The sequence below is a fragment of the Streptomyces sp. NPDC021212 genome, assembly GCF_044332925.1.
Taxonomy (GTDB): Bacteria; Actinomycetota; Actinomycetes; order Streptomycetales; family Streptomycetaceae; genus Streptomyces.
Genome location: NZ_JBIRPZ010000017.1, coordinates 134,412 through 157,780, shown reverse-complemented (window position 1 = coordinate 157,780; position 23,369 = coordinate 134,412). Strand labels below are relative to the sequence as shown.

General features: G+C 73.9%; 22 protein-coding genes and 1 pseudogene. 9 read left to right on the top strand and 14 right to left on the bottom strand.

The window, feature by feature from the left end; all coding sequences use genetic code 11:
* Nucleotides 1-140: 140 nt before the first annotated feature.
* The 3 genes from ACH4SI_RS35715 to ACH4SI_RS35705 all read left to right on the top strand — a co-directional run bounded on the left by ACH4SI_RS35715 (nt 141) and on the right by ACH4SI_RS35705 (nt 2,921).
* Nucleotides 141-839 (top strand): TetR/AcrR family transcriptional regulator, encoded by a 699-nt coding sequence (locus tag ACH4SI_RS35715; protein ID WP_398303265.1) that lies wholly within the window; start codon nt 141-143, stop codon nt 837-839.
* 94 nt (nt 840-933) lie between these two features.
* Nucleotides 934-2,250 (top strand): sensor histidine kinase, encoded by a 1,317-nt coding sequence (locus ACH4SI_RS35710; RefSeq protein WP_398303263.1) that lies wholly within the window; start codon nt 934-936, stop codon nt 2,248-2,250.
* 5 nt (nt 2,251-2,255) lie between these two features.
* Nucleotides 2,256-2,921, top strand: coding sequence for a response regulator (locus ACH4SI_RS35705; protein WP_398303313.1), 666 nt, complete (start codon nt 2,256-2,258; stop codon nt 2,919-2,921).
* Between the two features lie 33 nt (nt 2,922-2,954).
* On the opposite strand, the gene ACH4SI_RS35700 is transcribed toward ACH4SI_RS35705, so the two are convergent.
* From ACH4SI_RS35700 to ACH4SI_RS35685, 4 genes are read right to left on the bottom strand one after another with little or no spacing between them, the layout of a single operon-like run.
* The gene (locus ACH4SI_RS35700; RefSeq protein ID WP_398303261.1) at nt 2,955-3,854 is read right to left on the bottom strand and encodes a DUF2797 domain-containing protein; all 900 of its coding nucleotides are present in this window, start codon (nt 3,852-3,854) and stop codon (nt 2,955-2,957) included.
* On the bottom strand, nt 3,851-4,096 hold the full coding sequence (locus tag ACH4SI_RS35695; protein ID WP_398303259.1) for a DUF6332 family protein: 246 nt from the start codon (nt 4,094-4,096) through the stop codon (nt 3,851-3,853). The genes ACH4SI_RS35700 and ACH4SI_RS35695 overlap by 4 nt, the downstream gene beginning before the upstream one ends.
* Nucleotides 4,097-4,148: 52 nt before the next feature.
* Nucleotides 4,149-4,886, bottom strand: coding sequence for a maleylpyruvate isomerase family mycothiol-dependent enzyme (locus ACH4SI_RS35690; RefSeq protein ID WP_398303257.1), 738 nt, complete (start codon nt 4,884-4,886; stop codon nt 4,149-4,151).
* Nucleotides 4,887-4,935: 49 nt separating this feature from the next.
* On the bottom strand, nt 4,936-6,168 hold the full coding sequence (locus tag ACH4SI_RS35685; protein WP_398303255.1) for an MFS transporter: 1,233 nt from the start codon (nt 6,166-6,168) through the stop codon (nt 4,936-4,938).
* On the opposite strand from ACH4SI_RS35685, the gene ACH4SI_RS35680 reads away from it, so the two are divergent.
* The gene (locus ACH4SI_RS35680) at nt 6,147-7,412 is read left to right on the top strand and encodes an ROK family protein (protein WP_398303253.1); all 1,266 of its coding nucleotides are present in this window, start codon (nt 6,147-6,149) and stop codon (nt 7,410-7,412) included. The genes ACH4SI_RS35685 and ACH4SI_RS35680 overlap by 22 nt on opposite strands.
* 14 nt (nt 7,413-7,426) lie before the next feature.
* Here ACH4SI_RS35680 and ACH4SI_RS35675 read toward each other — a convergent pair whose 3' ends face one another.
* On the bottom strand, nt 7,427-8,014 hold the full coding sequence (locus ACH4SI_RS35675; RefSeq protein WP_398303250.1) for a DUF4865 family protein: 588 nt from the start codon (nt 8,012-8,014) through the stop codon (nt 7,427-7,429).
* A gap of 194 nt (nt 8,015-8,208) precedes the next feature.
* Here ACH4SI_RS35675 and ACH4SI_RS35670 point away from each other — a divergent pair, with 194 nt between their 5' ends.
* Nucleotides 8,209-8,499, top strand: coding sequence for an SHOCT domain-containing protein (locus ACH4SI_RS35670; RefSeq protein WP_398303248.1), 291 nt, complete (start codon nt 8,209-8,211; stop codon nt 8,497-8,499).
* A 64-nt stretch (nt 8,500-8,563) separates the two neighbouring features.
* Here the strand turns inward: ACH4SI_RS35670 and ACH4SI_RS35665 are convergent, their stop codons facing one another.
* Together ACH4SI_RS35665 and ACH4SI_RS35660 are read right to left on the bottom strand one after the other, a co-directional pair.
* Entirely contained in the window at nt 8,564-9,256 is a 693-nt protein-coding gene (locus tag ACH4SI_RS35665; protein ID WP_398303246.1) for an ATP-binding protein, read from the bottom strand.
* A 187-nt stretch (nt 9,257-9,443) separates the two neighbouring features.
* Nucleotides 9,444-9,770: a hypothetical protein gene (locus ACH4SI_RS35660; protein WP_398303244.1), complete on the bottom strand. Its 327-nt coding sequence runs from the start codon at nt 9,768-9,770 to the stop codon at nt 9,444-9,446.
* A 177-nt stretch (nt 9,771-9,947) separates the two neighbouring features.
* Between ACH4SI_RS35660 and ACH4SI_RS35655 the strand changes: the two are divergent.
* A pseudogene (locus tag ACH4SI_RS35655) lies at nt 9,948-11,068 on the top strand (PLP-dependent cysteine synthase family protein).
* Between the two features lie 40 nt (nt 11,069-11,108).
* Here ACH4SI_RS35655 and ACH4SI_RS35650 read toward each other — a convergent pair.
* Nucleotides 11,109-11,579: an SRPBCC family protein gene (locus ACH4SI_RS35650; RefSeq protein WP_398303243.1), complete on the bottom strand. Its 471-nt coding sequence runs from the start codon at nt 11,577-11,579 to the stop codon at nt 11,109-11,111.
* 32 nt (nt 11,580-11,611) lie between these two features.
* Entirely contained in the window at nt 11,612-12,460 is an 849-nt protein-coding gene (locus ACH4SI_RS35645) for a DeoR/GlpR family DNA-binding transcription regulator (RefSeq protein ID WP_398303241.1), read from the bottom strand.
* Nucleotides 12,461-12,995: 535 nt separating this feature from the next.
* On the opposite strand from ACH4SI_RS35645, the gene ACH4SI_RS35640 reads away from it, so the two are divergent.
* Nucleotides 12,996-15,095: a hypothetical protein gene (locus ACH4SI_RS35640; RefSeq protein ID WP_398303311.1), complete on the top strand. Its 2,100-nt coding sequence runs from the start codon at nt 12,996-12,998 to the stop codon at nt 15,093-15,095.
* Here ACH4SI_RS35640 and ACH4SI_RS35635 read toward each other — a convergent pair.
* From ACH4SI_RS35635 to ACH4SI_RS35615, 5 genes are all read right to left on the bottom strand, one after another.
* Nucleotides 15,065-17,518, bottom strand: a complete 2,454-nt coding sequence (locus tag ACH4SI_RS35635; protein WP_398303239.1) for a right-handed parallel beta-helix repeat-containing protein — start codon at nt 17,516-17,518, stop codon at nt 15,065-15,067. The genes ACH4SI_RS35640 and ACH4SI_RS35635 overlap by 31 nt on opposite strands.
* Before the next feature lie 187 nt (nt 17,519-17,705).
* A complete protein-coding gene (locus ACH4SI_RS35630; protein ID WP_398303309.1) occupies nt 17,706-18,308 on the bottom strand; it encodes a hypothetical protein in 603 nt (200 codons plus the stop codon).
* Nucleotides 18,309-18,399: 91 nt separating this feature from the next.
* Nucleotides 18,400-20,157, bottom strand: a complete 1,758-nt coding sequence (locus ACH4SI_RS35625) for a GAF domain-containing protein (protein WP_398303237.1) — start codon at nt 20,155-20,157, stop codon at nt 18,400-18,402.
* A 55-nt stretch (nt 20,158-20,212) separates the two neighbouring features.
* The gene (locus ACH4SI_RS35620) at nt 20,213-21,154 is read right to left on the bottom strand and encodes a universal stress protein (RefSeq protein ID WP_398303235.1); all 942 of its coding nucleotides are present in this window, start codon (nt 21,152-21,154) and stop codon (nt 20,213-20,215) included.
* A 95-nt stretch (nt 21,155-21,249) separates the two neighbouring features.
* Nucleotides 21,250-21,717: an ATP-binding protein gene (locus ACH4SI_RS35615; RefSeq protein ID WP_398303233.1), complete on the bottom strand. Its 468-nt coding sequence runs from the start codon at nt 21,715-21,717 to the stop codon at nt 21,250-21,252.
* 209 nt (nt 21,718-21,926) lie between these two features.
* Between ACH4SI_RS35615 and ACH4SI_RS35610 the strand changes: the two genes are divergently transcribed.
* Together ACH4SI_RS35610 and ACH4SI_RS35605 are read left to right on the top strand one after the other, a co-directional pair.
* Nucleotides 21,927-22,376: a cyclic nucleotide-binding domain-containing protein gene (locus tag ACH4SI_RS35610; RefSeq protein ID WP_398303231.1), complete on the top strand. Its 450-nt coding sequence runs from the start codon at nt 21,927-21,929 to the stop codon at nt 22,374-22,376.
* 198 nt (nt 22,377-22,574) lie between these two features.
* Nucleotides 22,575-23,294, top strand: coding sequence for a response regulator (locus ACH4SI_RS35605; protein ID WP_398303229.1), 720 nt, complete (start codon nt 22,575-22,577; stop codon nt 23,292-23,294).
* Nucleotides 23,295-23,369 lie beyond the last annotated feature (75 nt).

The following is a 23,369-nucleotide window of genomic DNA, read 5'->3' as shown; positions in this document are numbered from 1 at the left end:
ACGTCCTCCGTCTGTTGTGGTGATCCATCACGAGAGCAGTGCTCTCGCTCTAGAGCAGTGTGCACCTCCCGTTCGCGTCCTGGCAAGAGCAGTGCTCTCGTATTGGGTCGCCGCTCCGAACGCGTGGCAGACTGGACCGCATGACCGCGATCCGAGGGGCCAGGGAACGGGCCCGCGCCGATGTGACCGCCGCCATCAAGGAAGAGGCGCGCCGCCAGCTGGCCGATCAGGGCGCGGCCAAGCTGTCGCTCCGGTCCGTCGCCCGCGAGCTGGGCATGGTCTCCTCCGCCCTCTACCGCTACTACCCGAGCCGCGACGAGCTGCTGACCGCGCTCATCGTGGACGCGTACGACGCGATCGGTGCCGCCGCCGAGGACGCGCTCGCCGCGACGCGCGCCGACGACGAGCCCGTGGCCCGCTGGACCGCGGTCTGCCGGGCGGCCCGCGCCTGGGCGCTCGCCCACCCGCATGAGTACGCGCTGATCTACGGCTCCCCGGTGCCGGGCTACTCCGCGCCCCAGGCCACCGTCGCCCCCGCCGCCCGCGCCGCCCTCGTCCTCATCGCCATCGTCCGCGACGCCCACGCCGCGGGCGCCCTGCGCGTACCGGAGGGGGCGGAGCTGCCGGAGGAGGTGCGGGCGGACATGACGACGCTGGCCGGCATCATCGGCGTCGAGCTGCCCGCCCCGGCGCTCGCGGCGCTCGTCGCGGCGTGGGCGCAGCTGTTCGGGCTGATCAGCTTCGAGCTGTTCGGCCAGTTCGAGGGCGGGGTGGAGGCGCGGGACGAGTTCTTCGCGTACACCGCCGCCACCCTGGGGCGGCACGTGGGCCTGGGGTAGCGACGCCTGCCCCGCGGCCTACTCCGGCGGGAGTACGGGCGGCCACCGCGCGCGGGGGACGCCGTTCGCGGGCGGGCGGTCTAGCGTTACCGGCATGCACGCATTCACGGGGGAGCGGGGGTCGGGGCCCGGTCCGGGGCGCGTTCCGGGGCGCGGGCCCGGCTGGTGGTGGCGCGCAGAGCCGTGGCAGGGAGGGCCGTTCGGCCCGCCGGGCACGTCCGTGCCCTGGCGCTCCTCGCTCGCCGTCGCCGTCATCCAGCTGATGGGCACGGGGTTCGCCGCCCACCGGCAGCCGGACCGGGCGGCCCTCGGCCCCGGTGTCTACGCGCTGCTCCTGGCCGGTCCCGCGCTGCTGCTCCTGCGCCACCGCCACCCCCGGCTCACCGTCCTCGGCGTCTCGGCGGCGACCCTGGGCTACCTCGCCGCGGGCGGCCCCAACGGCCCGGTCTTCCTCAGCGTCGTCGTCGCCTGCGTCGCCGCCATCGCCGCCGGGCAGCGGGTGGCGGCCTGGTGCGCGGTCGGCGCGCTGTGGGCGGGGCGGCTGCTCATCGCGCACTGGCTCTACCGCTGGCTGCCGCCCCCGGGCGACCGGCCCGCCGGATGGGGACCGGAGGTGGCGGTCGCGGCCTGGGCGGCGGCGCTGCTCGCCGCGGCCGAACTCGTCCGTGTACGGCGCGAGCGGTGGGCCCGCGAGCGGGCGGAACGGGCGGCGGCGGTACGGTGCCGGGCGGACGAGGAGCGGCTGCGGATCGCCCGCGAGCTGCACGACGTCCTCGCCCACAGCATCTCGGTCATCAACGTGCAGGCGGGGGTCGGCCTCGCCCTCCTCGACCAGGACCCCGAGCAGGCCCGCACCGCGCTGACCACCATCAAGGCGGCCAGCAAGGAGGCGCTGGGCGAGGTGCGCCAGGTCCTGGACACCCTGCGCGCCTCCGGCGCCGCGCCGCGCCAGCCCGCCCCCGGTCTCGACCGGCTGCCGGAGCTGACCGAACAGGCCGCGGGCGCGGGGCTGACGGTGGAGGTGGAGACGGAGGGCCTACGGGCCGCCCTGCCGCCGGGCACGGACCTGGCCGCGTTCCGCATCGTCCAGGAGGCGCTGACCAACATCGTCCGCCACTCCGGCGCCCGGAGTGCACGCGTCCGGTTGTCGTACGCTCCGGCCGAGCTGGAGCTGCGGGTGGACGACGACGGCCCGGCGACCTGGGACGGCGCGGCGGGCGGCGGCAACGGCCTGGTCGGCATGCGCGAGCGTGCCGCCGCCCTCGGCGGCACGGTGGACGCCGGTCCGCGCCCCGACGGCGGCTTCCGCGTGCACGCCCGCATCCCGCTCGGCGCGACGACTGCCCCTGCCGACACGTCCGCCGCGCCCGATGCCACTGCCGCGCCCGATGCGACCGAGGAGACACCGTGAGCCGAGTGATCCGCGTCCTGCTCGCCGACGACCAGATCCTGGTCCGCGCGGGCTTCCGGGCGCTGCTGGCCGCCCAGCCGGACATCGACGTGGTCGCCGAGGCCGCCGACGGGGAGCAGGCCCTGAAGGAGGTGCGGGAGCGCCGCCCCGATGTCGTGCTCATGGACATCCGCATGCCCCTCCTCGACGGTCTCGCCGCGACCCGCCGGATCACCGAGGACCCCGCCCTCGCGGACGTGAAGGTGGTCATGCTGACCACCTTCGAGCTGGACGAATACGTCTTCGAGGCCCTCCGCGGCGGCGCCTCCGGCTTTCTGGTCAAGGACACCGAGCCGGAAGAACTGCTGCGCGCCGTGCGGGCCGTGGTCGACGGCGACGCGCTGCTGTCGCCCGGGGTCACCCGCCGTCTCATCGCCGAGTTCGCCGCCCGCTCGAAGGAGCCCGCGCCCGCCTCGGTCCTCGCCGAACTGACCGAGCGGGAGCGGGAAGTGATGGCCCTGGTCGGGATCGGCCTGTCGAACGAGGAGATCGCGCGGCGCCTGGTCGTCAGCCCGCTCACCGCCAAGACCCATGTGAGCCGCACGATGGTCAAGCTGGGTGCGCGCGACCGCGCCCAACTCGTCGTCCTCGCCTATGAGTCGGGGCTGGTGCGCCCGGGATGGCTGGGCTGATGGCGCCGCGTCGAGCCAGGGGCCCCACGCCCCTCAGAACAGCGCCTCGGGACGGACGGGCTCGCGCACCGGAGCCTCCACCGGGGCCGTCGTCTCCGCGCCCGCCGCGGCCGCGCCGAGAGGTCGGCCCGCCAGGAGACGGCCGTCCAGCAGCAGGGCACGGCCGTCCGACGCGGTCAGATGGATGTCCGGGCCCGCCACGCCCTCGACGCGTCCCGCCACCGTGCGATCGGCGACGAGCCGCACCACCCCCTGCACCGGACCCAGCCGCTCCAGGTGGAACGCCTCGTCGTGGTGGACCGGCGCGAACGCGGTGAGGGCCAGCGACTCGGGCAGACCGCCGAGCCCGCTCGCCCGCGCGTGCAGCGCCCCGAGCTCGGCGGCGCGGTGCTCCCGGGGCGGCGGCGCCTCCCGCGCGGCGCGCTTGGCGGCGTACGGAAAGCGGTCCGGGACGCCGAGCGCGGCGCCCAGCACGGCCTCGGCGCGGCGCGCGGCCATCAGCGGGCCGCGGCCGAGCAGCGCGTACGACAGGGCGGCCTGCTCCAACAGTCGTCCGCCCTGCCGCTCGGCCGCCGTGATGCCGACCTTGACCAACCCCGGCCCGAACCAGGCGAGATAGACGTCGTACGGGCGGGGGTCGTCGGTGCGGGTGTCGGCGGCGACCGAGTACGAACGGTCGAGCCGGGCGCAGTCCGCGCACTGGGCCGAGACCGCGGACGCCGTCACCTCGGCGGCGTCCGGGCACGGCGTGTGCCGGGCGCCCCGGCGCACCCCGACGCAGTGGCGCCCGGGCCCCGTGGTGAAGGCCAGCGGACGGCCCCGCGTCAGCGCGGACGTCCGCTCACCGCGGGCCGGGTGGTGCCAGACGAGCGCCGGACCGGAGCCGGGAGACCAGCGCAGCCCCGCACACCGCCACCACCCGTCCCCGGTCATTCGCGCCTCTGCCGGGGCAGCCACCACAGCACCCGCACGACGCGGTAGGCGAACCCGGCGGTGGCCACGGCGGCGGCCGCCGTCCGCCACGCGGTCTCCTGGGCCCGCCCCAGCTCGCCGTAGAGCGCGGGGCTCGCGACGGCGACGAACAGGACGGCCGCCAGCAGCGCGCCCGTGACGACGGCGAACACGATCTCCACAGTGAGCGCGTCCCGGTCGGCCTGGTCACGGGGTCCGGTCATCCGGCATCAGTCCTCGGGTGTGCGGTGTCTGGTCGGTCGTGGTGGGCAGGGCTCAGAATCCCGAGAGCTCCCGCCACACCTGCGCCAGCGACAGATCGCCCTTGCCGCTCAGCGCGCTGTACGGCAGCCGGTTCCACATCACGAGATACAGCTCGCCGACCGGACCGTTCAGTTCGCAGTCCGCGTCCCCCTCGGTGCCGCGCGTGGTGTGCGGGATGTCCTCGGAGAGCCGCACCGTCCACACGTCGGTGGTGTCCGTGGCCCGCAGCCGCAGGGTGCGCGGGGTGTCGATCCGCACCCGGCTGCGCTCCAGTGTGTGGAAGCCGCTCAGCAGCTCATCGATCCCGTCCGCCGCGAAGGCCGGATCGAACGGTGAGTGGTCCGCGCCCAGCGCCGACTCGGCGTCGACCCGGTGGATCGCCGTCTCATGGGCCTGCCGCCGGGCCCAGAACGCCAGCGGCGAGGGGGCGGGCAGGAAGGTGAAGCACTCCAGGGCCGGATCGGCGTCGGCCAGCGCCTTGACCAGCGCACGATGCCTCTCCCGGTACCACGCGACCAGGTCGGCGCTCTCCGGCTCGGGTTCGCCACCGCCCGGCTTGAACGGCTCCGTCAGCCCCTCGGTGACGTAGCGGGCCGCCCACCGGTGCACCCGCCCGATGTGCGACAGCAGGTCCCGGACCTGCCACCCGGGGCAGGTGGGCACCCGGGCGTCCGTACCCGCCTTGGCCGCGGCGTCGGCCAGCAGGTGTCCCTCGCGGTCCAGGACGTCGATCAGCTCGGCAATCTCCATGGCGGAATTCTGCCAGTCACCACCGACAAGCGGGGTGACCTGGCTGAATTCAACCAACCCCGCGGCGTGCGGCGTTGCGCGTGGCGTACGCGACGACGGCCGCGACCGCCGCCAGCGCCGCCACCGTGGTGAGCGCGGCGGGCAGCGAGAACCCGTCCGCGAGGAAGCCGATCATTGGCGGGCCCAGCAGCATGCCGCCGTAGCCGAGGGTGGAGGCCGCGGCGACCCCGCTGGGGCCGGTCAGCGCGCCCGCGCGGGCGATGGCCACGGGGAAGAGGTTGGCCAGGCCGAGGCCGGTGACCGCGAAGCCGAGCAGCGTGAGCCAGACCGTCGGCGCGAGCGCGCCCAGCAACATCCCGGCCGCTGCCGTGGCGCCGCCCGCGGTCAACGTCGTGGTCTGGCCGAGCCGTTCGAGCAGAGCCGTGCCGGACAGCCGCCCGATGGCCATCGTCAGCGCGAAGACGGAGTAACCGGCGGCGGCGACCCCGGCGGACGCGTCGAGGTCCTGGTGCAGATGGAGCGCGGCCCAGTCCGCCATCGCGCCCTCGCCGTACGCCGTGCACAGCGCGATCAGGCCGAACACGGCCACCAGCCAGCGCGCGGCGCCCCGTCGTGCCCCGGTGGATGCCTCGGCCGCCGGGCTCGTACCGGTTTCGGGCGGCGACGGCGGCGGAACGGAGAGCAGTGTCCGGCCCGCGGCCGCCGCGAGCACCAGCCCGACGGCGGCCAGCAGCGCCAGATGACGGGTGGGGGAGAGATGGTCCGCGATCAGCCCGCCGAGCCCCGCCCCGGCCATGCCGCCCAGGCTGAACGCCGCGTGGAAGCTGGGCATGACCGGCCTGCGCAGCGCGGCGATGAGATCGACGGCCGCGCTGTTCATGGCGACGTTGAGCCCGCCGAAGCCGGTGCCGAAGACCAGCAGCACCAGCCCGAGGGCGAGCGCGGAATGAGTCAGCGGCGGCAGCGTGACGCTGAGCGAGAGCAGCACGGCGAGGGCGACCGTCGTGGCGTGGCTGCCGAAGCGGCGGCAGAGCCACCCGGTGGTCATCATGGTGGCGGTGGCGCCCACCGAGACGCACAGCAGGGCGAGTCCCAGGGCGCCCGCGGAGGCACCCGTCTGGTCCTTGATCGCCGGGATACGGGCGACCCACCCGGCGAAGACGAAGCCGTCGAGGGCGAAGAACACGGTGAGGGCGGCGCGGAGTTGGGAGAGGGCGCGCTCTGGGGCGGCGGCCCCGCGTTTCCCCGGAATGGCCGTCCATGTTTTGTTTGGTGTCGGCACAAAGTGAGAATAGAGGCGTGACCCAGACACGGACAAGGCTCGAGCGGGGCCGGGGCGCTCTTGGCCCGGCCCTGGCGCTCGTACACACCGGCCGCGCTCCCACTCGCGCGGTGCTCACGACCGAACTCGGAGTGACCCGTGCGACCGCGGGGGCCGTCGCCGCCGAGCTGGAGGCGCTCGGCCTGATCGAGGTGGACGCGCGCCCGCTCGGCTCCGCCGGGGCGCAGGGCCGCCCGTCGCACCGGCTGGCGATCGCCCCGCGCGGACCCGTCGCGCTCGCCGCCCAGGTCCACGCCGACGGCTTCCGGGCGGCGCTCGTCGGGCTCGGCGGCAACATCGTCGCCACTGCCCCCGGCTGCATGACGGTGCCCGCGGACCCGGTGCATGTCCTCGACGCGGTCGTCGAGGCCGGAGCCCAGCTGCTGCGCGAGACCGGCCGCCGCTGTGTGGGCGCCGGGCTGGCGGTGCCGTCCGCGGTCGCCGAACCGGAGGGCACCGCCCTGAACCCGCTGCACATCGCCTGGCCCGCGGGCGCCCCGGTGCGCGAGCTGTTCACCCGGAGCCTGGCGGAGGCGGGAATCCGCGGCGCGGACGGGGAACCCCTCACCGGCCACGCGGGCAACGATGTCAACCTCGCCGCCCTCGCCGAGCACCGGCACGGCGCCGGCGGCGGCGCCCAGCATCTGCTGTGCGTCGCCACCGGACACCGCGGCGTCGGCGGCGCGCTCGTCCTCGACGGGCGGCTGCACACCGGCAGCGCGGGGCTCGCCCTGGAGGTCGGCCATCTGACCGTCAACCCCGAGGGCCCGCCCTGCCACTGCGGCAGCCGCGGCTGCCTGGACATCGAGACCGATCCGCTCGCCTTCCTCAACGCCGCCGGGCGCGACCCCGGTCCCGAGGTGTCCCTGCTCCAGCAGGCCCACGACCTGATGCGCGACGACTGCGCCGATCCGTCCGTGAGCACCGCCGCCGAGCAGCTCATCGACCGCCTGGGCCTCGGGCTCGCCGGGCTCGTCAACATCCTCAACCCCGACCGCATCCTCCTCGGCGGACTCCACCGCGATCTGCTGGAGGCCGACCCGGAGCGGCTGCGGGCGGTCGTCGCCGAGCGCAGCCTGTGGGGGCGGAGCGGGGGCGTGCCGATCCTGGCGTGCACGCTGGACCACGGCAGCCTGGTGGGCGCGGCGGAGCTGGCGTGGCAGCCGGTGCTGGACGACCCGCTGGAGGCGCTGGGCGCGGCGTAGGCATACCCGCTACCTCACCACTGCCGCCCCTCGGGCAGGGCGGCCAGGCCGGGGGCCGACACGTGGAGCACCTGGTAACGGTCGCCGGGCTCGTCGGACGGTGCGGAGTCGGCCCAGAGCGTGAAGCGCACCAGCTCCCAGCCGCGCGGGTCGATGCCGAGGGCCGCCGCGTGCACGCCGTCCGCGGCCGCCAGTCGCCGCAGCTCCTCCAGCGCGCCGTCGACGGCGGTCGCGGGGTCGGCGGCGGCCGGGACCGGTTCGGTGTGGCGGACGGCGGTGCGCGGTACGGTGTCGGCGGCCGGGCCGCGGTGGAAGGCCAGCCCCTGCCAGTGCTCGACGACGGGGCGGCCGAAGTCCCGGACGATGCCCCGGAATCCGGGGCCCCACAGGAAGCGGTTCATGGCCTCCGGGGCGGACCAGAGGTAGAACGGCGCGTAAGCGTTGACCGGTGAGCCGTCGACCCCGCGCTCGCGGATGGCGTACGCCTTGAGGCCGAGCCCCGGGAAGTCGTCCAGGAGCGGCCCCTTCGACTCCACCCGGTGCCGGATGATCTTCATGTCGTAGTCGGCGGGCAGCGTGATCCGGTACTGCATCGCATGCATGAGCGGGCTCTTTCCTTCTCCGGAACTCCCTTACCGGGGAGGTCGCAGTGCGGGCGTGAGGTCGGGCACCGCGTGGGTCCCCGCGTACTCCCCGGGGACTATACGAACTGCCCTCGGCCGTACGACGACCCGGGCGCCGCCGGGCGGGACGCTCGGAAGCGACCCTGCGGAAACCACCGAGGAGCGCGATCACCATGACCAACCTGGCGCACGGCTTGGCCGACGGACCCGGACCCGGTCCGTGGATTCTCTTCTTCCCCCTGATGTGGGCGCTGGTCGTCGGCGGAGGGATCTTCCTGCTGCGGCGGGTGGTGGGGCGCGGGCGCGCCCCCTGGCAGCAGGGCCGCCCGGCGCTCGGCGAGCAGTCGCCGATCGTGGTCCTCGGGCGGCGCTTCGCGGCCGGTGAGATCGACGAGGACGAGTACTGGCGCCGACTGTCCGTCCTGGACGAGCAGTTCGGCCGTCATGCCAAGGGCGCGCCGTAGAGCCGTTCGGGCCGTCCCGTCCGTCATGGGTCCGGGACGGCCCCCACGGCCGGTGCTGATCCGTTCAATGGGATACGGCCGATCGGGCGGCCGGTGCCCGCTCCCGTACGGGCGGTGCGGATGCCGCCGCCGCTGCGGGGGCGGGTGCCGCCACGGGCGCCGGCGCGGACACCGGAGTCACCGGGGACACCGGGGACACGGGGGACACGGGGGACGCCGGAGTCACCGGGGACACCGGGGCCGGTGCGGAGGCCGGGGCGGGGGCCGTCGCCGGGCGGGAGACGGTCGCGCGGTGCGGCGGCGGCGCGGTGCGGCCCGCTCCGTACGCCGCCCAGGGCGAGCCGGTCGCGGCTGCGGGCTGTGGCACGGCCAGGGTGAACCAGACGACCTTGCCGCTGCCGTCGTCCCGTACGTGCATTCCCCAGGTCTGGCTGACCGCCGCGACCAGCGCGAGCCCCCGGCCGTGCGTGGATACGGGGTCGCACTCGCGGACCCGGGGCAATCGCGGATCCTGGTCGCGGACCGATACCGTCAGCCGGTCGAGCATGAGGGCGATCTCCACCGTGCACTGCTTGTCCGGCTCGGCATGCCGGTGCACATTGGTGAGCAGCTCGGTGACACCGAGCGCCGCCGGGTCGATGAGCGGATCCAGATGCCAGTAGCGCAACTGCGCCGACACGATTCTGCGGACCTGACCGATCCGCGACGGCAGGGCTTGCAGCTCCACCGTGCAATGCCTGCTAGGACGACTGATCACGGCTGCGACTCCCTGAAGAAGTTGGGGCTAGCCTGATGCAGATGCGGGCGACGAACGCGTGCGGCAGTGGTGGCTGCCGTGCGCGACCGGTGGGCCGGTTCTCAGCGTCACCGCTTGTTGACTCTCAGTGATACTGATGCTCGTCCAAGGGTCGGTCCCCCCGCGCGCATGCGCAACTCGGCCGCCTTCACCCCTTGTGGGCGTGCCCCCGGGCGGATCGGACGGCGTCGAGGAAGCGGCTGACGGTACCGGACCCGGCGGGCTTGGCCGCGTCGGGCTGGCCGAGGGTGAGGCGATAGCGGGTGCCGTTGACGGTGGCCATGGCCTGGTCGCCGTCCACGAACCACGGCTTGCTCGCCCGGACCGACTGCACGGGTGCGCTGTCGATCTCGCGCCCGTAGCTGGTCAGCAACTGCAGCCTGCCGTCCTTGATCGAGACCTGTCCGGCGCGGGTGACCGAGCGCAGGAATCGCTCGATCCGTACACCCCTGGCGTTGAACTCGGTATCGGCCATCACGACCGCCTCCCCGGTGGCTTCCGACTGGCAAGCGCGCTACTGACTTATTCTCCCTGCTGCGCAGTGTGCCCGTGACCGGCCCGGGGCACCAGGGCGCACCGGGGGCCATTTAGGATCGAAACGGACCGAGTATGCCACTCGGACCGGGCACGGGGCACAAGCACGAGGAGCGGCGTGGACAGTACGACGCGGGCGGTCGTCGACACGGTTGACGTGGACCGCAGCGATCACGACTACCGGAACTGGCTCAAGGAGGCCGTCCGGAAAGTGCAGGCCGATGCCCAGCGTTCCGCCGATACGCACCTGCTGAGCTTCCCGCTCCCGGAGCGGTGGGGGATCGACCTCTACCTCAAGGACGAGTCCACCCATCCCACAGGGAGCCTCAAGCACCGGCTCGCTCGCTCGCTGTTCCTCTACGGGTTGTGCAACGGCTGGATCCGCCCCGGCAAACCCGTCATCGAGGCGTCCAGCGGCTCCACCGCCGTATCCGAGGCGTACTTCGCGAAGCTGATCGGCGTCCCCTTCATCGCGGTGATGCCGCGCACGACGAGCGGGAAAAGTGCCGCCTGATCGAATTCCATGGCGGCCAGTGCCATTTCGTGGACGACCCGCGGAAGATGTACGAGGAGGCCATCGCGCTCGCGACGCAATCCGGGGGCCATTACATGGACCAGTTCACCTACGCCGAGAGGGCGACCGACTGGCGAGGCAACAACAACATCGCCGAGTCGATCTACCAGCAGCTCCGGCTGGAGCGCTACCCCGAACCGGCCTGGGTGATCGCCACCGCGGGCACCGGCGGCACCTCCGCGACCATCGCGCGCTATGTGCACTACATGCAGTACGACACCCGGGTGTGCGTCGCCGACCCGCAGAACTCGTGCTTCTTCGACGGCTGGGTACACCACGACGCCCACGCGTGCAGCGAGTCCGGTTCGCGTATCGAGGGCATCGGCCGCCCCCGGATGGAACCCAGCTTCGTGCCCGGCGCGATCGACCGGATGATGAAGGTCCCGGACGCGGCGAGCGTCGCGGCCGTAAGGGCGCTGGAACGGGTGATCGGGCGCAAGGCGGGCGGGTCCACGGGCACCGGGCTGTGGAGCGCGCTGAAGATCGTCGCCGAGATGGTGGCGCAGGGGCGCACGGGGAGCGTGGTCACGTTGCTGTGCGACCCGGGTGACCGGTATCTGGACAAGTACTACTCGGACGCCTGGCTGGAGGAGCAGGGGCTGGACATCGAGCCGCACGCGAAGGCGATCGAGACCTTCCTGACGACCGGACACTGGCCGGACTAAGGGGCAGGACACCCCCGGCCGCAGCTGCCGTCCGTCGGCCTCAGACCGTCGTCAGGCGCCGGTCCAGGCACCTGACGGCGTCGTGGAAAGCCCGCCGCAGCACCGGGCGGAAGAGCCGCGCCGAGGCCCGGGTCACCACCGTGCCGTCCAGCGCGAACGTGTAGCGCACCACCGTACCGGAGTGCCACGGCACCAGTCGCCATTCCTCCAACAGGGCCCGCAGCCCCGGTACGTTCGCCTCGTCGACCCGGTACGCGTAGCGCTCGCCCGGATCGGAAGCCATCACCGTCTCGCGGAAACGGCCGCCGCCCACGAGGCGGATCAGGCGCCCCGTCCCGTCGTCCGTCGCACGGGCCTCCGACACCTGGCGGAACCAGTGGGACCAGCCCTCGACGTCGGCCAGCGCCCCGAACACGGCCTCGGGGCCCGCCGACGCCTCGGCGACGAACGCGAGCCGCACCGGGGCGGTATCGATGTAATCCAGTCCTACGGAACGCAGCCGGTACGTCATTCCCCAACGATAGCCGCACAACTGTCGCCCCGTCAGGTGTGCGACACGGTCCCGACCGGCTCGCCCGCCACCACCAGCTCCGGCAGATACTCGGCGATCTCGGCGCGCGCCCCGACCGGCAGCCCGGGGTCCGTCACCAGCGCGTCCACCTGCTCCAGCGAGGCGAAGGAACTCAGGCCCACCGTGCCCCACTTGGTGTGGTCGGCGACCACCACCACCCGCCGCGCGGACCGCACGAAGTGGCGATTGGTCTCCGCCTCCGCCAGGTTCGGCGTGGACAGCCCGGCCTCGGCCGATATGCCGTGCACCCCGAGGAAGAGCACGTCGAAGTGGAGCGAGCGCACCGCGGCGTCCGCGACCGGCCCCACCAGCGTGTCCGACGGGGTGCGCACCCCGCCCGTGAGCACCACGGTGGCCGCCCCGGGGCGCGGCGCCGCCCCGCCGAGCGCCGCCGACCGCTGCGCGTTGTAGAACACGTCCGCCACCCGGACCGAGTTGGTCACCACGGTAAGATCCGGCACCTCCAGCAGCTGCTGGGCCAGCGCGAACGCCGTCGTGCCCCCGGCCAGCCCGATCGCCGTGCCCGGGGTGACCATCGCGGCGGCGGCCTTCGCGATGTCCTCCTTCGCGGTCAGCTCCAGACCGGACTTGGCCTCGAACCCCGGCTCGTACGTGCTCGCCTCGGCGACCGGCACCGCGCCGCCGTGGACCTTCTCCAGCACGCCCAGCCGGGCCAGCGCGTCCAGATCGCGACGGACCGTCATGTCGGACACATTGAGCTTGCGCGTCAGCTCGTTGACCCGCACTCCACCGCGCCGCCTGACCTCGTCGAGAATCAGGGCGCGCCGCTGCTCGGCGAGGAGATTCTGGTTGTCGCTCACCCTGCCCGTTCCCTTCCGGTCGGCGCACGTCGCCCGCGCGGACATCTTCGCACGTGGGGCGGACAACCGGTCCCCGGAGCGCTCGGGGGTCACGATTTCGCCACGTCCGGCCCGTCATGGTCCGTGTCCCACCCCGTTGGGCACAATCCTGGAGCGAGCACCGGGACGGAACGACCGCACGACACCGGGATCGGGGGACACGGTGGCATCGACCACGGGTACGGGCGCATCGGCAACGGGGGCGGACCGGGCGCTGGGGGCATCACCGCCGCCCCCGAACGGGGCACCGCCCCCCGATCTGGAACTCCTGGTCCACGGCGTCGGCGGCACCACCCCCCAGGAGATGCTGACCGATTCGCGCACCGCCCCGGTCACCGGCGACGAGACCGCGGCGGTCTACCGGCGCCTCGACGACATGGACGCCGAGTCGCGGCCGGAGGACTACCGGGACGGCCCGGTCCGCGAGGCGTACGTCTGGTGCAACCTCACCTCCGGCAACGGCGCCCGCGCCCTGTGGCTGCTCCTGCTGCCCTTCATGATCGTCAACCTGGCCCACTGGATGCGCCCCGCCGCCGACCGGCGGGAGCGCACCGTGCGCACCTACGGCGTGCTGGTGCGCCTGGTCGCGCTCAGCCTGACCGTGCTGCTGGTCGCCGGGGCCTGCGAGGTGGCCCTCGACCTGGTCGCCTGGCAGTGCGCGGGCACCGCCGAATGCGCCGACGGCACCTGGCTCGGTTTCTTGTCCGCCGGGGACGACGGCTGGTGGAGCCAGCCCGGCCGCCGGCTCGCGCTGACCGCCGTCGTACCGGCGCTCCTGGTCGGCCTGCTGTGGTACCTGTCCAACCGCACCTGGAGCGCGTACGAGTCGCAGGCCCCGCCGGGGCTGCCGGTGGACGAGACCTGCGCCGAGGCGGGCAACCAGCCCGCCCTGTGCCTGCCGGGCTTCTGGTACGGCCGCCGGATCGTCGCCCGGCTGCGCGCCGCCCATACCGCCGCCGGCTTTCTGCTGATCGCCGCGGCCGTCACCGCGGCCACCGTCGGGTACGACCGCGAAACGGGCGGCAGCGCCCTGCTGGACGCCGTGGGCTGGACGCTGCTGACCCTGGTGGTGGCCGGCGGGTGCGCCGTGGTGGTCGTGGTGTGCCGCCGCGGGCGCAGCGAGACCAGGGCCGACAGCGAACTGGACCGCCTCACCATCACCGCGCTGCCCGGCGCCGCGCTCGGCGTGCTCGTGCTCGCCGTGCTGTACGCGGGCTGGTCCCGCCCCGGCTGGGCCTCCCGGGGGAGGCTGTCCGGAGACCAGACCTTCTCCGTGATCGCGATCGTGCAGGGCGCGCTCATCGTGGCCATCGCGGCGTGCGCCCTGGCCCTGTACCGGGAGGCGCCCACCGCGCGCACCCCGCTGCGCGGGCTGTCCGGCCCCGCCGTCGCCATGCTCGCCTGCGGACTCGGCTCGGTGCTCGCAGGCGGCCTCGCCCAGCGCATCGCCGACTGGCTGGACGGCGGCGCCACCCCGGGCGAGGGCGGCGCCATCACGCCCCCCATCCTGCTGTCCTGGTGGGCCACGGCCATACCGGTCCTGCTGCTGATGATCCTGCTGCTGGCCGCCGTCTTCGCCCTGCGCGCCTGGCGGGTACGGGAACGGCTCATCCCCGACGTCCTGGACGGCTATCCGGGCGAGCCGGCCGACGCGGTGCGCAGCCGCCGGATCGCCTCCACGATCGCCCGCGCCGGGCTCACCGACTCCACCCCCTGGCTCGTCGGCCCCGTCGCCCTGTTCATCCTGCTGCTCGGGGGGCTCGCGGTCGCCGGGGCCCTGGCCACCCACGAGGTGCCGGGGCGAGCCGCCGACGACACCCCGGGCATCGTGGACGCCGCCACGCAGACGGCACAGGCGCTGGGCTCGTGGATGATGGGCTTCGCGGTCCTGATGCTGGTCACCTGGGCCCGCCGCGCCTACCGCAGCCCGTCGGCCCGGCGCACCATCGGCATCCTGTGGGACGTCGGCACCTTCTGGCCGCGCGCCGCGCACCCCTTCGCCCCGCCCTGCTACGCCGAGCGCGCCGTCCCCGACCTGACCTGGCGGATGGAGACCTGGACCCGCACCTACGGCGGCCGCCTCGTCATCTCCGGGCACTCCCAGGGCAGCGTGCTCGCCGCCGCCGCGGTCTGGCAGGTCGACCTGCGCACCCGCGCCCAGGTCGCGCTGCTCACCTACGGCTCGCCGCTGGAGCGGCTGTACGGGCGCTGGTTCCCCGCCTACTTCGGCCCCGCGCAACTGGGCTCGCTCCACAGCGAGGTGCGGTGCTGGCGCAACCTGTGGCGCTACACCGACCCCATCGGCGGCCCGATCCGGCTGCCCGACGGAACCGGGCCCGAGGTGGACTGCGACGCCTTCAAGGACCCGCTCGCGTACGGCCGCACCGCCGAACACCCGCTGCCCGCACCGATCCTGGGGCACTCCGAGTACCAGGCGGACCCGGCCTTCGACCGGGAGCGGGCCGCACTGCTGGCCCGGCTCCCCGAGCGAACATCCGGCTGCGCGACCGTACCGAAACCGGCGCCGAGCGATCCCGAACCGGCGCAGAGCAACGCGGAAGCCGCTCAGGGCAGTTCGGGCAGGTCCTCCGGGTAGAGCAGGGTGAGGTCGTCGGTGGTCGGGTCGCTGTGCTGGGCGACCCGGCCCGCGTGCCGCTCCACCATCGCCTCGAAGGTCTGCCGGGCGGTGCGGCCGTTGCCGAACGCCGGGCCCTTCGGGAGCGCCGTGAAGTACTTCAGCAGCGCTTCCGACGCGCCCTCGCCGATCCGGTACTCCTGGTCGTCGGCCTGCTGCTCCACGATCCGCAGCAGCTCCTCGGGCGCGTAGTCGCCGAAGGTGATGGTGCGTGAGAAGCGGGACGCCACACCGGGGTTGACGGACAGGAAGCGCTCCATCTCCGCGGTGTACCCGGCGACGATGACCACCACCGAGTCCCGGTGGTCCTCCATCAGCTTCACCAGGGTGTCGATCGCCTCGCGCCCGAAGTCCCGGCCGGAGTCCTCGGGCGAGAGCGCGTACGCCTCGTCGATGAACAGCACCCCGCCGCGCGCCCGGTCGAACGCCTCCTGGGTGCGGATCGCCGTCGAGCCGATGTGCTCGCCGACCAGATCCACCCGGGAGACCTCCACCAGATGACCGCGCTCCAGCACCCCCAGGGAGGCCAGGATCTCGCCGTAGAGCCGGGCGACCGTCGTCTTGCCGGTGCCGGGGGAGCCGGTGAAGACCAGATGGCGGCGGACGGAGGCGGCCTTCAGCCCGGCCTCCTGACGCCGCCGGCCGACCTCGATCATGTCGGTGAGGGCGCGCACCTCGCGCTTGACGCTGTCCAGCCCGACCAGCGCGTCCAGTTCGCCCAGCACCGTGGTGGACGGCCGGACGGACACCGGTTCGGCGGCGGGAGCGCCGGGCGCGGCCGCCAGGGCAGGGGGCTGGGTGGCGCGCTGCGCCGGGATGCCGCCCAGCAGCCCGCCCGTCGAGGCGGCGGTCTCCACGGCGGCTGTCGGGGGGAGGGCGGGGGTGGTCGCCGGGGTGGTGACGGCGCTGGTGGCGCTCTCGTCGCTCGTGCAGTCCTCGACGGCCGGACCCGCCTCGGAGAACTCGTAACCCCCGCGCGCACACCGCTCGGTGCGGCACCGGGTCAGGGTGGTACGGCAGCCGTCGATGATGTGGAAGCCGTAGCCGCTGCTGCCCGTCACCCGGCAGCCGGTGAAGGTCCCGCGGCCCTCGGCGGACACATAGAACCCGGCCTCCGTCGGCGAGGAGACCGTGGTGCGCTCGACCGTCGGATCGGCGCCCTTGGTGACGATCACTCCGGTCGCGGCGCCGTCGATGGTGCAGTTGGCGAGGGTGCCGCCGCTGCCGTGATCGCGGAACCAGGCGCCGGTGGCCGCCTCCCGGATGCGGCAGTCGTCCAGCTGCGCGGTCGCCCCGTCGCTCACCGACACCGCCGTGTTGCGCACCTGCGACAGATCGCTGTCGACGACGTCCACGCGTGAGCCGCGGTCCAGGACGAACAGCGCGTCGGGCACGTCGCGCACCCGGCACGAGTCGAGCACGGCCGTGGCACCGTCGCTCACCCACACCGCCGGATAGTCGCCCGTACTCTCGTGCAGCTCGCACTGGTTGGCGTCCACCCGGGTGCCCGGATCCCACACCGACAGGCCGTTGCGCCCGAACCGGCGCACCGTCGAGCGGGTCAGCGTCAGCACCGAACGGGACCGCAGGTCGACCGCGTTCTCCGGGACGTCATGGATCTCGCAGTCCGCGAGCGTCAGCACGGCGTCGGTGTCCAGGTTGACGCCGTCGCCCGACGTGCGGTGCACCCGGCAGTCGGTCAGATGCCCGGTCGCCCGCTGGGAGACCGTCACCCCCGCGCCCCGGATCTCGTACACCTCGCAGCCGACGGCCTCCAGCGAGCTGCCCTCACCGGTCAGCGCCACCCCGGCCCCCGACGAGTGGTGGATGCGGCACCGCTCCAGGCGCGGGCGGGCGCCGCCGCGCACCGCGACCCCGGACTGCCCGGCCGCCACGACCTCGCAGTCCTCGAACACCCCGCCCGCGCCGTCCAGCACGCTCAGGCCCACGCCCGCCGGGTTGTCCACGGTGCAGCGCCGCACGGTCGGCCGGGCACCGCCGCGTACCTCGATGCCGACGGCGGACCGCGTCGCGACCCGTACGTCCGTCAGCTCCGGGGTGCCCTCCTCGACGAGCAGCGCGGGCGACGCCGAGTCCATGCCCTCGACATGCAGATCCTGGACCACCGCGGACGCCCGTATCGTCAGCGCGACGCCGTCGGCGGGAGCGATCCGCACCGAGCCGCGCGAGGAGCCCTCGGGGCCGCGCAGCGTGACGGCCCGCCCCACCACCAGATTCTCGCGGTAGGTGCCGGGCGAGATGGAGAGCACATCGCCGTCCCCGGCGGCCTCCAGGGCCGCGGCGAGGGAGGCGTACTCTCCGGTGCGGCGCCGCCACCGCGACGTTCCGCTGTGCGTCACCTGGACGACCGAGCCCTGTGCCATGGTGCTGCTGTGCCCCCACCTCGTGCGAATGCCGGATGTGCGCGACTGTGCCGCTGTTCACGTGAGGGACCCACCGTAGCGTGCGCGCGGCACGCCGAGTTGACCTGCCCGGAAGGCACGGCGCACAGGGTGTCCCGGTGACGAGGCGCGAGCCGGGGCGGTGCCCGGCTCTACGTTACTGTTCGCGTCAGCTGTCCGCGTCGGCTCGGCCCCAGTCCTGACCGGCCCGCTGCCACGCGATGTCCCACTGGGCGTAACGCCGGCGCACCAGCCGCCATACGACCAGCCGCCGGGCGCCGTCGATCAGACCCGCCGTCGCCACGCCCGCGCCGATCCCCGCCAGCGCCGCGTGGGTGGTCGCGGTGGCCGAGTCCAGGGGAGGAGTCCGCAGCCGGCCCCGGTCGTCCGTCCAGATGCCGAACGTCTCGCCCGGGTCGGCACCCGGGTGGGCGGCGATCGTGCCGTCGTGCCTGCTGCCGTCCGGGCCCGTCCAGCGGGCGTGGACCCGGCGGTGGGCATCGCGCGCCGTGGCGGTCTCCGGGTCGGAATCCATGGGCGGCTGTGGCAGCACCTCGACCACGGTGGCCGCCACGACATGGCGCTCCGCGCGCTGCTCCTGCCCGGTTCTCACCAGCGCCCCATGCGCCAGAGAACCCGCTGCCCAGCCCACGGCCGGGGTCGCGAGCACGATCAACACGGCGGCGACAAGCGCCGCATACGCCTCGGCCACGTCGGTCCTACGGCGCAGCGGGTTCCGCCGCCAACGCCACAAGCCCCTGATCATTCGCATCATCCGCACGTCTTCCGACAACCCCCTTCCCCGTTCGTGGATACCGCATGGCAGGCCGGATATGCGCGAATTCGGTGAAGAGAGAGCCATATCACGGGCTGAGCCCTTTCGCGTCGCGCGCGGGGCCGCCCAGAGTCCGTGGGACGCGCCACACCACCCGTGTGCCGCCCGCCTCGGGGGCCTCGATGCTCAGCGTGCCGCCCAGCAGCTCGGCCCGCGACCGCATGTTGACCAGCCCGCCGACGGGAGCGGCGGCACCGATGCCCACCCCGTTGTCGGTCACCGTGAGAACGACATCGGCCCCGACCGTGAACCGCACGTCCACCCGCTGGGCCCGTGCGTGCCGGACGGTGTTGCTGAGCGCCTCGGCGAGCACCGCCAGCGCCTGATCACCCGTCTCGTCCGGCACGTCGGTGTCGACCGGCCCGTCCATCAGCAGCGACGGCGTGAACCCCAGGGTGTCCGATGCCGACCGTACGACCTTCACCAGGCGCCGGCGCAAGCCGGCCGGCTCGCCGTCCTCGTTCCCGACCGTCCGCAGCGCGAAAATCGTCGAGCGGATGATCTTTATCGTCTCGTCCAGGTCGTCCACCGCCCGGCCGACCCGCTCACCCGCCTCCGGATGCTCGATCAGCCGGCTCGCGCTCTGCAGCGTCAGCCCCGTCGCGAACAGCCGCTGGATCGCCAGATCGTGCAGGTCACGAGCGATCCGATCGCGGTCGTGGAGTAACGCCAGATGCTCGGACTCGGCACGGTGCCGGGCCAGTTCGAGCGCGAGCGCCGCCTGCGCGGCGAAGCCCGACAGCAGCTCCACCTCGTGGTCGTCGAACGGCGGCCGCCCCGCCAGCCGGCACAGCCGCAGCGCCCCGGAGGACCGCTCATGCGCGACCAGCGGTACGGCCACCAGCGGGCCGAACTCGCTCTCCTGATCCGGCAGCGGCCAGGACCGCGCCCGGGCGTCCGTCCGTACGTCGCTCGCCACCGCGGGCCGCCCGGTGCGCACCGCGAGACCGGCCAGCGAGCCGTCGGCGGGCACCACCAGACCGCCGATGCGCTCCGCGTCGTGCCCCTCCGCGACCTCCACCATCAGACTGTCCGTGCCGTGAGCGGGCAGCAGGATGGCCGCCGAATCGGCCAGCGAGACCTGGAGTGCCAGCCGGGCGATCAGGCTCAGCACCTCGGCCGCCGGAGTGCCCGCCAGCAGCGTGCGGGTGATCACCCCCAGGGCCTCCAGCCACTGCTCGCGGCGGCGGCTCTCGTGGTACAGCCGGGCGTTGTCGATGGCCACCCCCGCGGCGACCGACAGGGTGGTCAGCACCGCCTCGTCTTCGGGGTCGAACTGCGCGCCGCCGCGCTTCTCCGTGAGGTACAGATTGCCGAACACCTGATCCCGCACCCGGATCGGCACCCCCAGGAAGGAGCGCATCGGCGGATGGTGCTCCGGGAAACCGTGGCTCGCCGGATGCTCGGACAGATCGGTCAGCCGCAGCGGCTGCGGATGGCGGATCAGCTCGCCCAGCAGGCCGTGGCCGCTCGGCAGCGGGCCGATCCGGTGGGCGAGATCCTCCGATATGCCCACCGGAAGGAACTGCGACAGCCGGTTCCGGTCGACCACGCCCAGCGCCCCGTACTGCGCGTCGGCCAGCACCACCGCCGCCTCCACGATCCGCCGCAGCACCTGCTCCAGATCCAGCTCGCGGCCCACGCTGAGCACGGCCTCCAGCAGGCTGTGCATCCGCCCCTGGGTGGCCCGGGCGGCATCCAGCCGCGCCTGCAGCTCGTCGAGAAGCTGATCCAGCCGGAGTTGAGGCAGCGCGGGATGACTCCCTTGATCCGCAGTGCCCGACACGTGGTTCCCCCCTTGTTGCCGCCGCGATACACAGCGTATCGAGGGGGACGGACAGTCAGGGCTGCGGGATCACCGCCACCGGGCAGCGGGCGTGGTGCAGTACGGCGTGGTTGACCAGCCCCAGCTGCATCCCGAAGTGCCCCTGCCGCCGCCGGGCGCCCACCACCAGCAGGTCGGCCCGGTCCGAGGCGTCCAGCAGCGCCTTGCGGGCCGGGCCCTCGACCGCGTGGTAGGCCACCGGCACGGGCGGCCGCGCCATCTCCGTCACCCCGCCCAGCGCCTCGTCCAGCAGCTCGGCGGCGTGCCGGGCGTGTCCCGCCCGCCAGCCCGACCACCACCCCTGCCCGATGCGCTTCGCGCAGCCCCGCTCTTCGTGCGGCCCGTGGTCGTCCGCTCCCGCGCAGCGCCAGGCGTGCACCGCCGCCAGCTCGCAGCCGCGCAGCCGGGCCTCCCGGAGCGCGAAGGCGACGGCGGGGGAGGGCGGGGTGCGGTCGTGCTCGCCCGGGCGCTCACGCTCGGCGATGCCCACCGCGACGCGCCCCATCCGGCCGTGCAGGCCCTCCGGGCGGCCGCGGACGACGATCACCGGGCAGGACGCGCGGGCCGCGATGCCCAGCCCGACCGAGCCCAGCAGCAGGGACGCGAATTCGCCGCGCCCCCGCGACCCGACGACCACCGCCTCCGCGCTCTGCCCGGCGCGCAGCAGGGCGGTCACCGCGTCGTCGGCCGCCAGATCGGTCATCACCTTCAGCGCCGGTGCGCGCCGCCCGGCCCGCTCGGCCGCGGTGGCCAGCACGGTCTCGCTGTGCAGGCGCTCGGTGGGGCGGTCGGCGGCCGTGGCGGGGACGTAGCCCTCGTACCGCTCCCACAGGGAGGCATGCACGATGCGCAGGGGAAGCCGCCGCCGGGCCGCCATGGCCGCGGCCCAGTCCAGTGCGTCGGAGGCGGCGTCCGAACCGTCGACCCCGACGACCACGGGAAGCTCCACCGTGCCCACCGCCTCTCCTGTCGGCACCTGGCTGTGTTCCCGCTCATTGTCCCGCCGAAGCGGTGGTCATGACGCGGTATCGGGGCGTGCCCGCCGCATACGGCCTAGCGCAGCCGCATGGCGAGCGTCACGACGGCGCCCATGGCCCCGGCGCTGACCGCCAGCCGGTCGGTCACCAGGCGGGTCAGCCACAGCCCGCGGCCGCTGGTCGCGCCGTCCAGCCCCGGCAGGATCTGCGGGATGACGTCCTCGGAGAAGCCGGGTCCGGAGTCGCTGATCCGGCACTCCAGCTCGTCGCCCACCCGCCGCAGCAGCAGGGAGCCCTTCCCGCCCGCGTGTTCGATCGCGTTGCTGGCGATCTCGTCGACGGCGAGGACGAAGTCACCGCGGCGGGTCTCGCTGAGCCCGGCCCAGGCGGCGTACTCCTCGACGAGCACGCGCAGCCGGGGCAGCTCCCCGGCGGTGAAGCGGCGGTGCAGAAGATGTTCCAGGTGTGCTCCGGCTCGGTTGGCGGACCGACGGAGAGAGTCGGCTGGCACCAGGGCCTCCCGGGTGACGAGGGCGGGCGACATCAGGGTCGATGAAGGAGCCGAGGGTATGGGGTGTGGGGTGCCATCGGGAGGCGTGACCATAAATGACGTGTCATTTGGGTAACTCGATAGGAAATGACTAAAGGAGTGTCGATACGCGCTCATCGGCGTATCGCTTCGGATCGGCGGTCGATCGCACGCACGGTCACCGCCGAGGGGCGAGGCGGGGGAGGAGACGGCAGAGTGAGGCCATGAAGGGACTCCTGGGCGCACTGAACACCGAGCACCGCGAGCGGCTGATGGCGCTCGCCCACGATGTGTCCTTCCCCTCGGGCGGCCGCATCTTCGAGGAGGGCTGGAAGGCCGACCGCTTCTGGATCATCCGTACCGGCGCGATCACCCTCGACCTGCGGGTCCCGGGCCGCCGGGCCGCGGTGATCGAGACCCTGGGCCCCGGCGAGCTGATCGGCTGGTCGTGGCTGTTCCCGCCGGACACCTGGCACCTGGGGGCGGAGGCGCTCAGCCCGGTGCGCGCGTACGAGTTCGACGCGGAGGCGGTGCGCCGGCTGTGCGACGAGGACCCGGCGCTGGGCTACGCGCTCGCGCTGGCCTGCGCACAGGTGATCGGGCGCCGGCTCCAGGCCGCCCGCACCCGGCTGCTGGACCTGTACGGGCCGTACGCGGGTGGCATGTCCCCCTGACCGGGCCCCCGACCGGGCCGGGAACCGCGCGCTGACGCCGCCGGGCGGGGCCGGACTGCGTAGGGTCGTCGTCCACACCGCTGATCGCGGAGAGGCGCGCCGGAGGGCCGAATGGCCCCTTACCCCTTCCCGCGGCAGGACGTAAGAGTGGGCAGCCGGATCACGACCGGCGCCCCGCGCGCTACGGAGGAGAGGGCAGTGCCCGAGACAGCCGACACCGCCGATGCCGGGGGAGTCGACCCGCCCGTCGAGCCCATCGGGGTCTTCCTGCTCGACGACCACGAGGTGGTGCGACGGGGCCTGCGCGACCTGCTCGACGCGGAGCCCGATCTCACGGTCGTCGGCGAGGCGGCGAGCGCCCGCGAGGCCATCGCCCGCGCCCCCGCCGTACGGCCCCGCGTGGCGGTGCTCGACGTACGGCTGGGCGGGACGGGGGAGAGCGCCGACCACGAAGGGATCGCGGTCTGCCGGGAGTTGCGCACCCGGCTGCCGGGGCTGGCCTGCCTGATGCTCACGTCCTTCGACGACGACGAGGCGCTCTTCGACGCCATCATGGCGGGGGCCGCGGGCTATGTGCTCAAGCAGATCAACGGCTCCGACCTGGTGTCCGCCGTACGCACCGTGGCGGGCGGCCGGTCCATGCTCGACCCGGGCGCGACCGCCCGCGTCATGGCCCGGCTCCGCGGACCCCAGCCCAGCGCGCCCGACGAGCTGGAGCGGCTGTCCCCGCGCGAACGGGAGATCCTGGAGCTGATCGGGGACGGGCTGACCAACCGGCAGATCGCCGAGCGGCTGTTCCTCGCCGAGAAGACCGTCAAGAACCGGATCTCCGCGATCCTGTCCAAGCTGGGCGTCGGACGGCGGATCCAGGCCGCGGTGATCGCCGAACGGATCAGGGAGCGCGGGACCGGACAGTGAGGGGGCGGGCCGAACGGCCCCTGGCCCGGGGCCGTATGGGCCGCCGCGCGCCCCGCCACCGCCCTGTGGAGCCCG

What these genes read in the sequence shown, in the direction of transcription:
- ACH4SI_RS35715 (WP_398303265.1), top strand. Translation starts at nt 141, where the DNA reads ATGACCGCGATCCGAGGGGCCAGGGAACGGGCCCGCGCCGATGTGACC.
- ACH4SI_RS35710 (WP_398303263.1), top strand. Translation starts at nt 934, where the DNA reads ATGCACGCATTCACGGGGGAGCGGGGGTCGGGGCCCGGTCCGGGGCGC.
- ACH4SI_RS35700 (WP_398303261.1), bottom strand. Translation starts at nt 3,854, where the DNA reads ATGACCGGGGACGGGTGGTGGCGGTGTGCGGGGCTGCGCTGGTCTCCC.
- ACH4SI_RS35695 (WP_398303259.1), bottom strand. Translation starts at nt 4,096, where the DNA reads ATGACCGGACCCCGTGACCAGGCCGACCGGGACGCGCTCACTGTGGAG.
- ACH4SI_RS35690 (WP_398303257.1), bottom strand. Translation starts at nt 4,886, where the DNA reads ATGGAGATTGCCGAGCTGATCGACGTCCTGGACCGCGAGGGACACCTG.
- ACH4SI_RS35680 (WP_398303253.1), top strand. Translation starts at nt 6,147, where the DNA reads ATGTTTTGTTTGGTGTCGGCACAAAGTGAGAATAGAGGCGTGACCCAG.
- ACH4SI_RS35675 (WP_398303250.1), bottom strand. Translation starts at nt 8,014, where the DNA reads ATGCATGCGATGCAGTACCGGATCACGCTGCCCGCCGACTACGACATG.
- ACH4SI_RS35670 (WP_398303248.1), top strand. Translation starts at nt 8,209, where the DNA reads ATGACCAACCTGGCGCACGGCTTGGCCGACGGACCCGGACCCGGTCCG.
- ACH4SI_RS35660 (WP_398303244.1), bottom strand. Translation starts at nt 9,770, where the DNA reads ATGGCCGATACCGAGTTCAACGCCAGGGGTGTACGGATCGAGCGATTC.
- ACH4SI_RS35650 (WP_398303243.1), bottom strand. Translation starts at nt 11,579, where the DNA reads ATGACGTACCGGCTGCGTTCCGTAGGACTGGATTACATCGATACCGCC.
- ACH4SI_RS35640 (WP_398303311.1), top strand. Translation starts at nt 12,996, where the DNA reads ATGATCGTCAACCTGGCCCACTGGATGCGCCCCGCCGCCGACCGGCGG.
- ACH4SI_RS35635 (WP_398303239.1), bottom strand. Translation starts at nt 17,518, where the DNA reads ATGGCACAGGGCTCGGTCGTCCAGGTGACGCACAGCGGAACGTCGCGG.
- ACH4SI_RS35630 (WP_398303309.1), bottom strand. Translation starts at nt 18,308, where the DNA reads ATGCGAATGATCAGGGGCTTGTGGCGTTGGCGGCGGAACCCGCTGCGC.
- ACH4SI_RS35615 (WP_398303233.1), bottom strand. Translation starts at nt 21,717, where the DNA reads ATGTCGCCCGCCCTCGTCACCCGGGAGGCCCTGGTGCCAGCCGACTCT.
- ACH4SI_RS35610 (WP_398303231.1), top strand. Translation starts at nt 21,927, where the DNA reads ATGAAGGGACTCCTGGGCGCACTGAACACCGAGCACCGCGAGCGGCTG.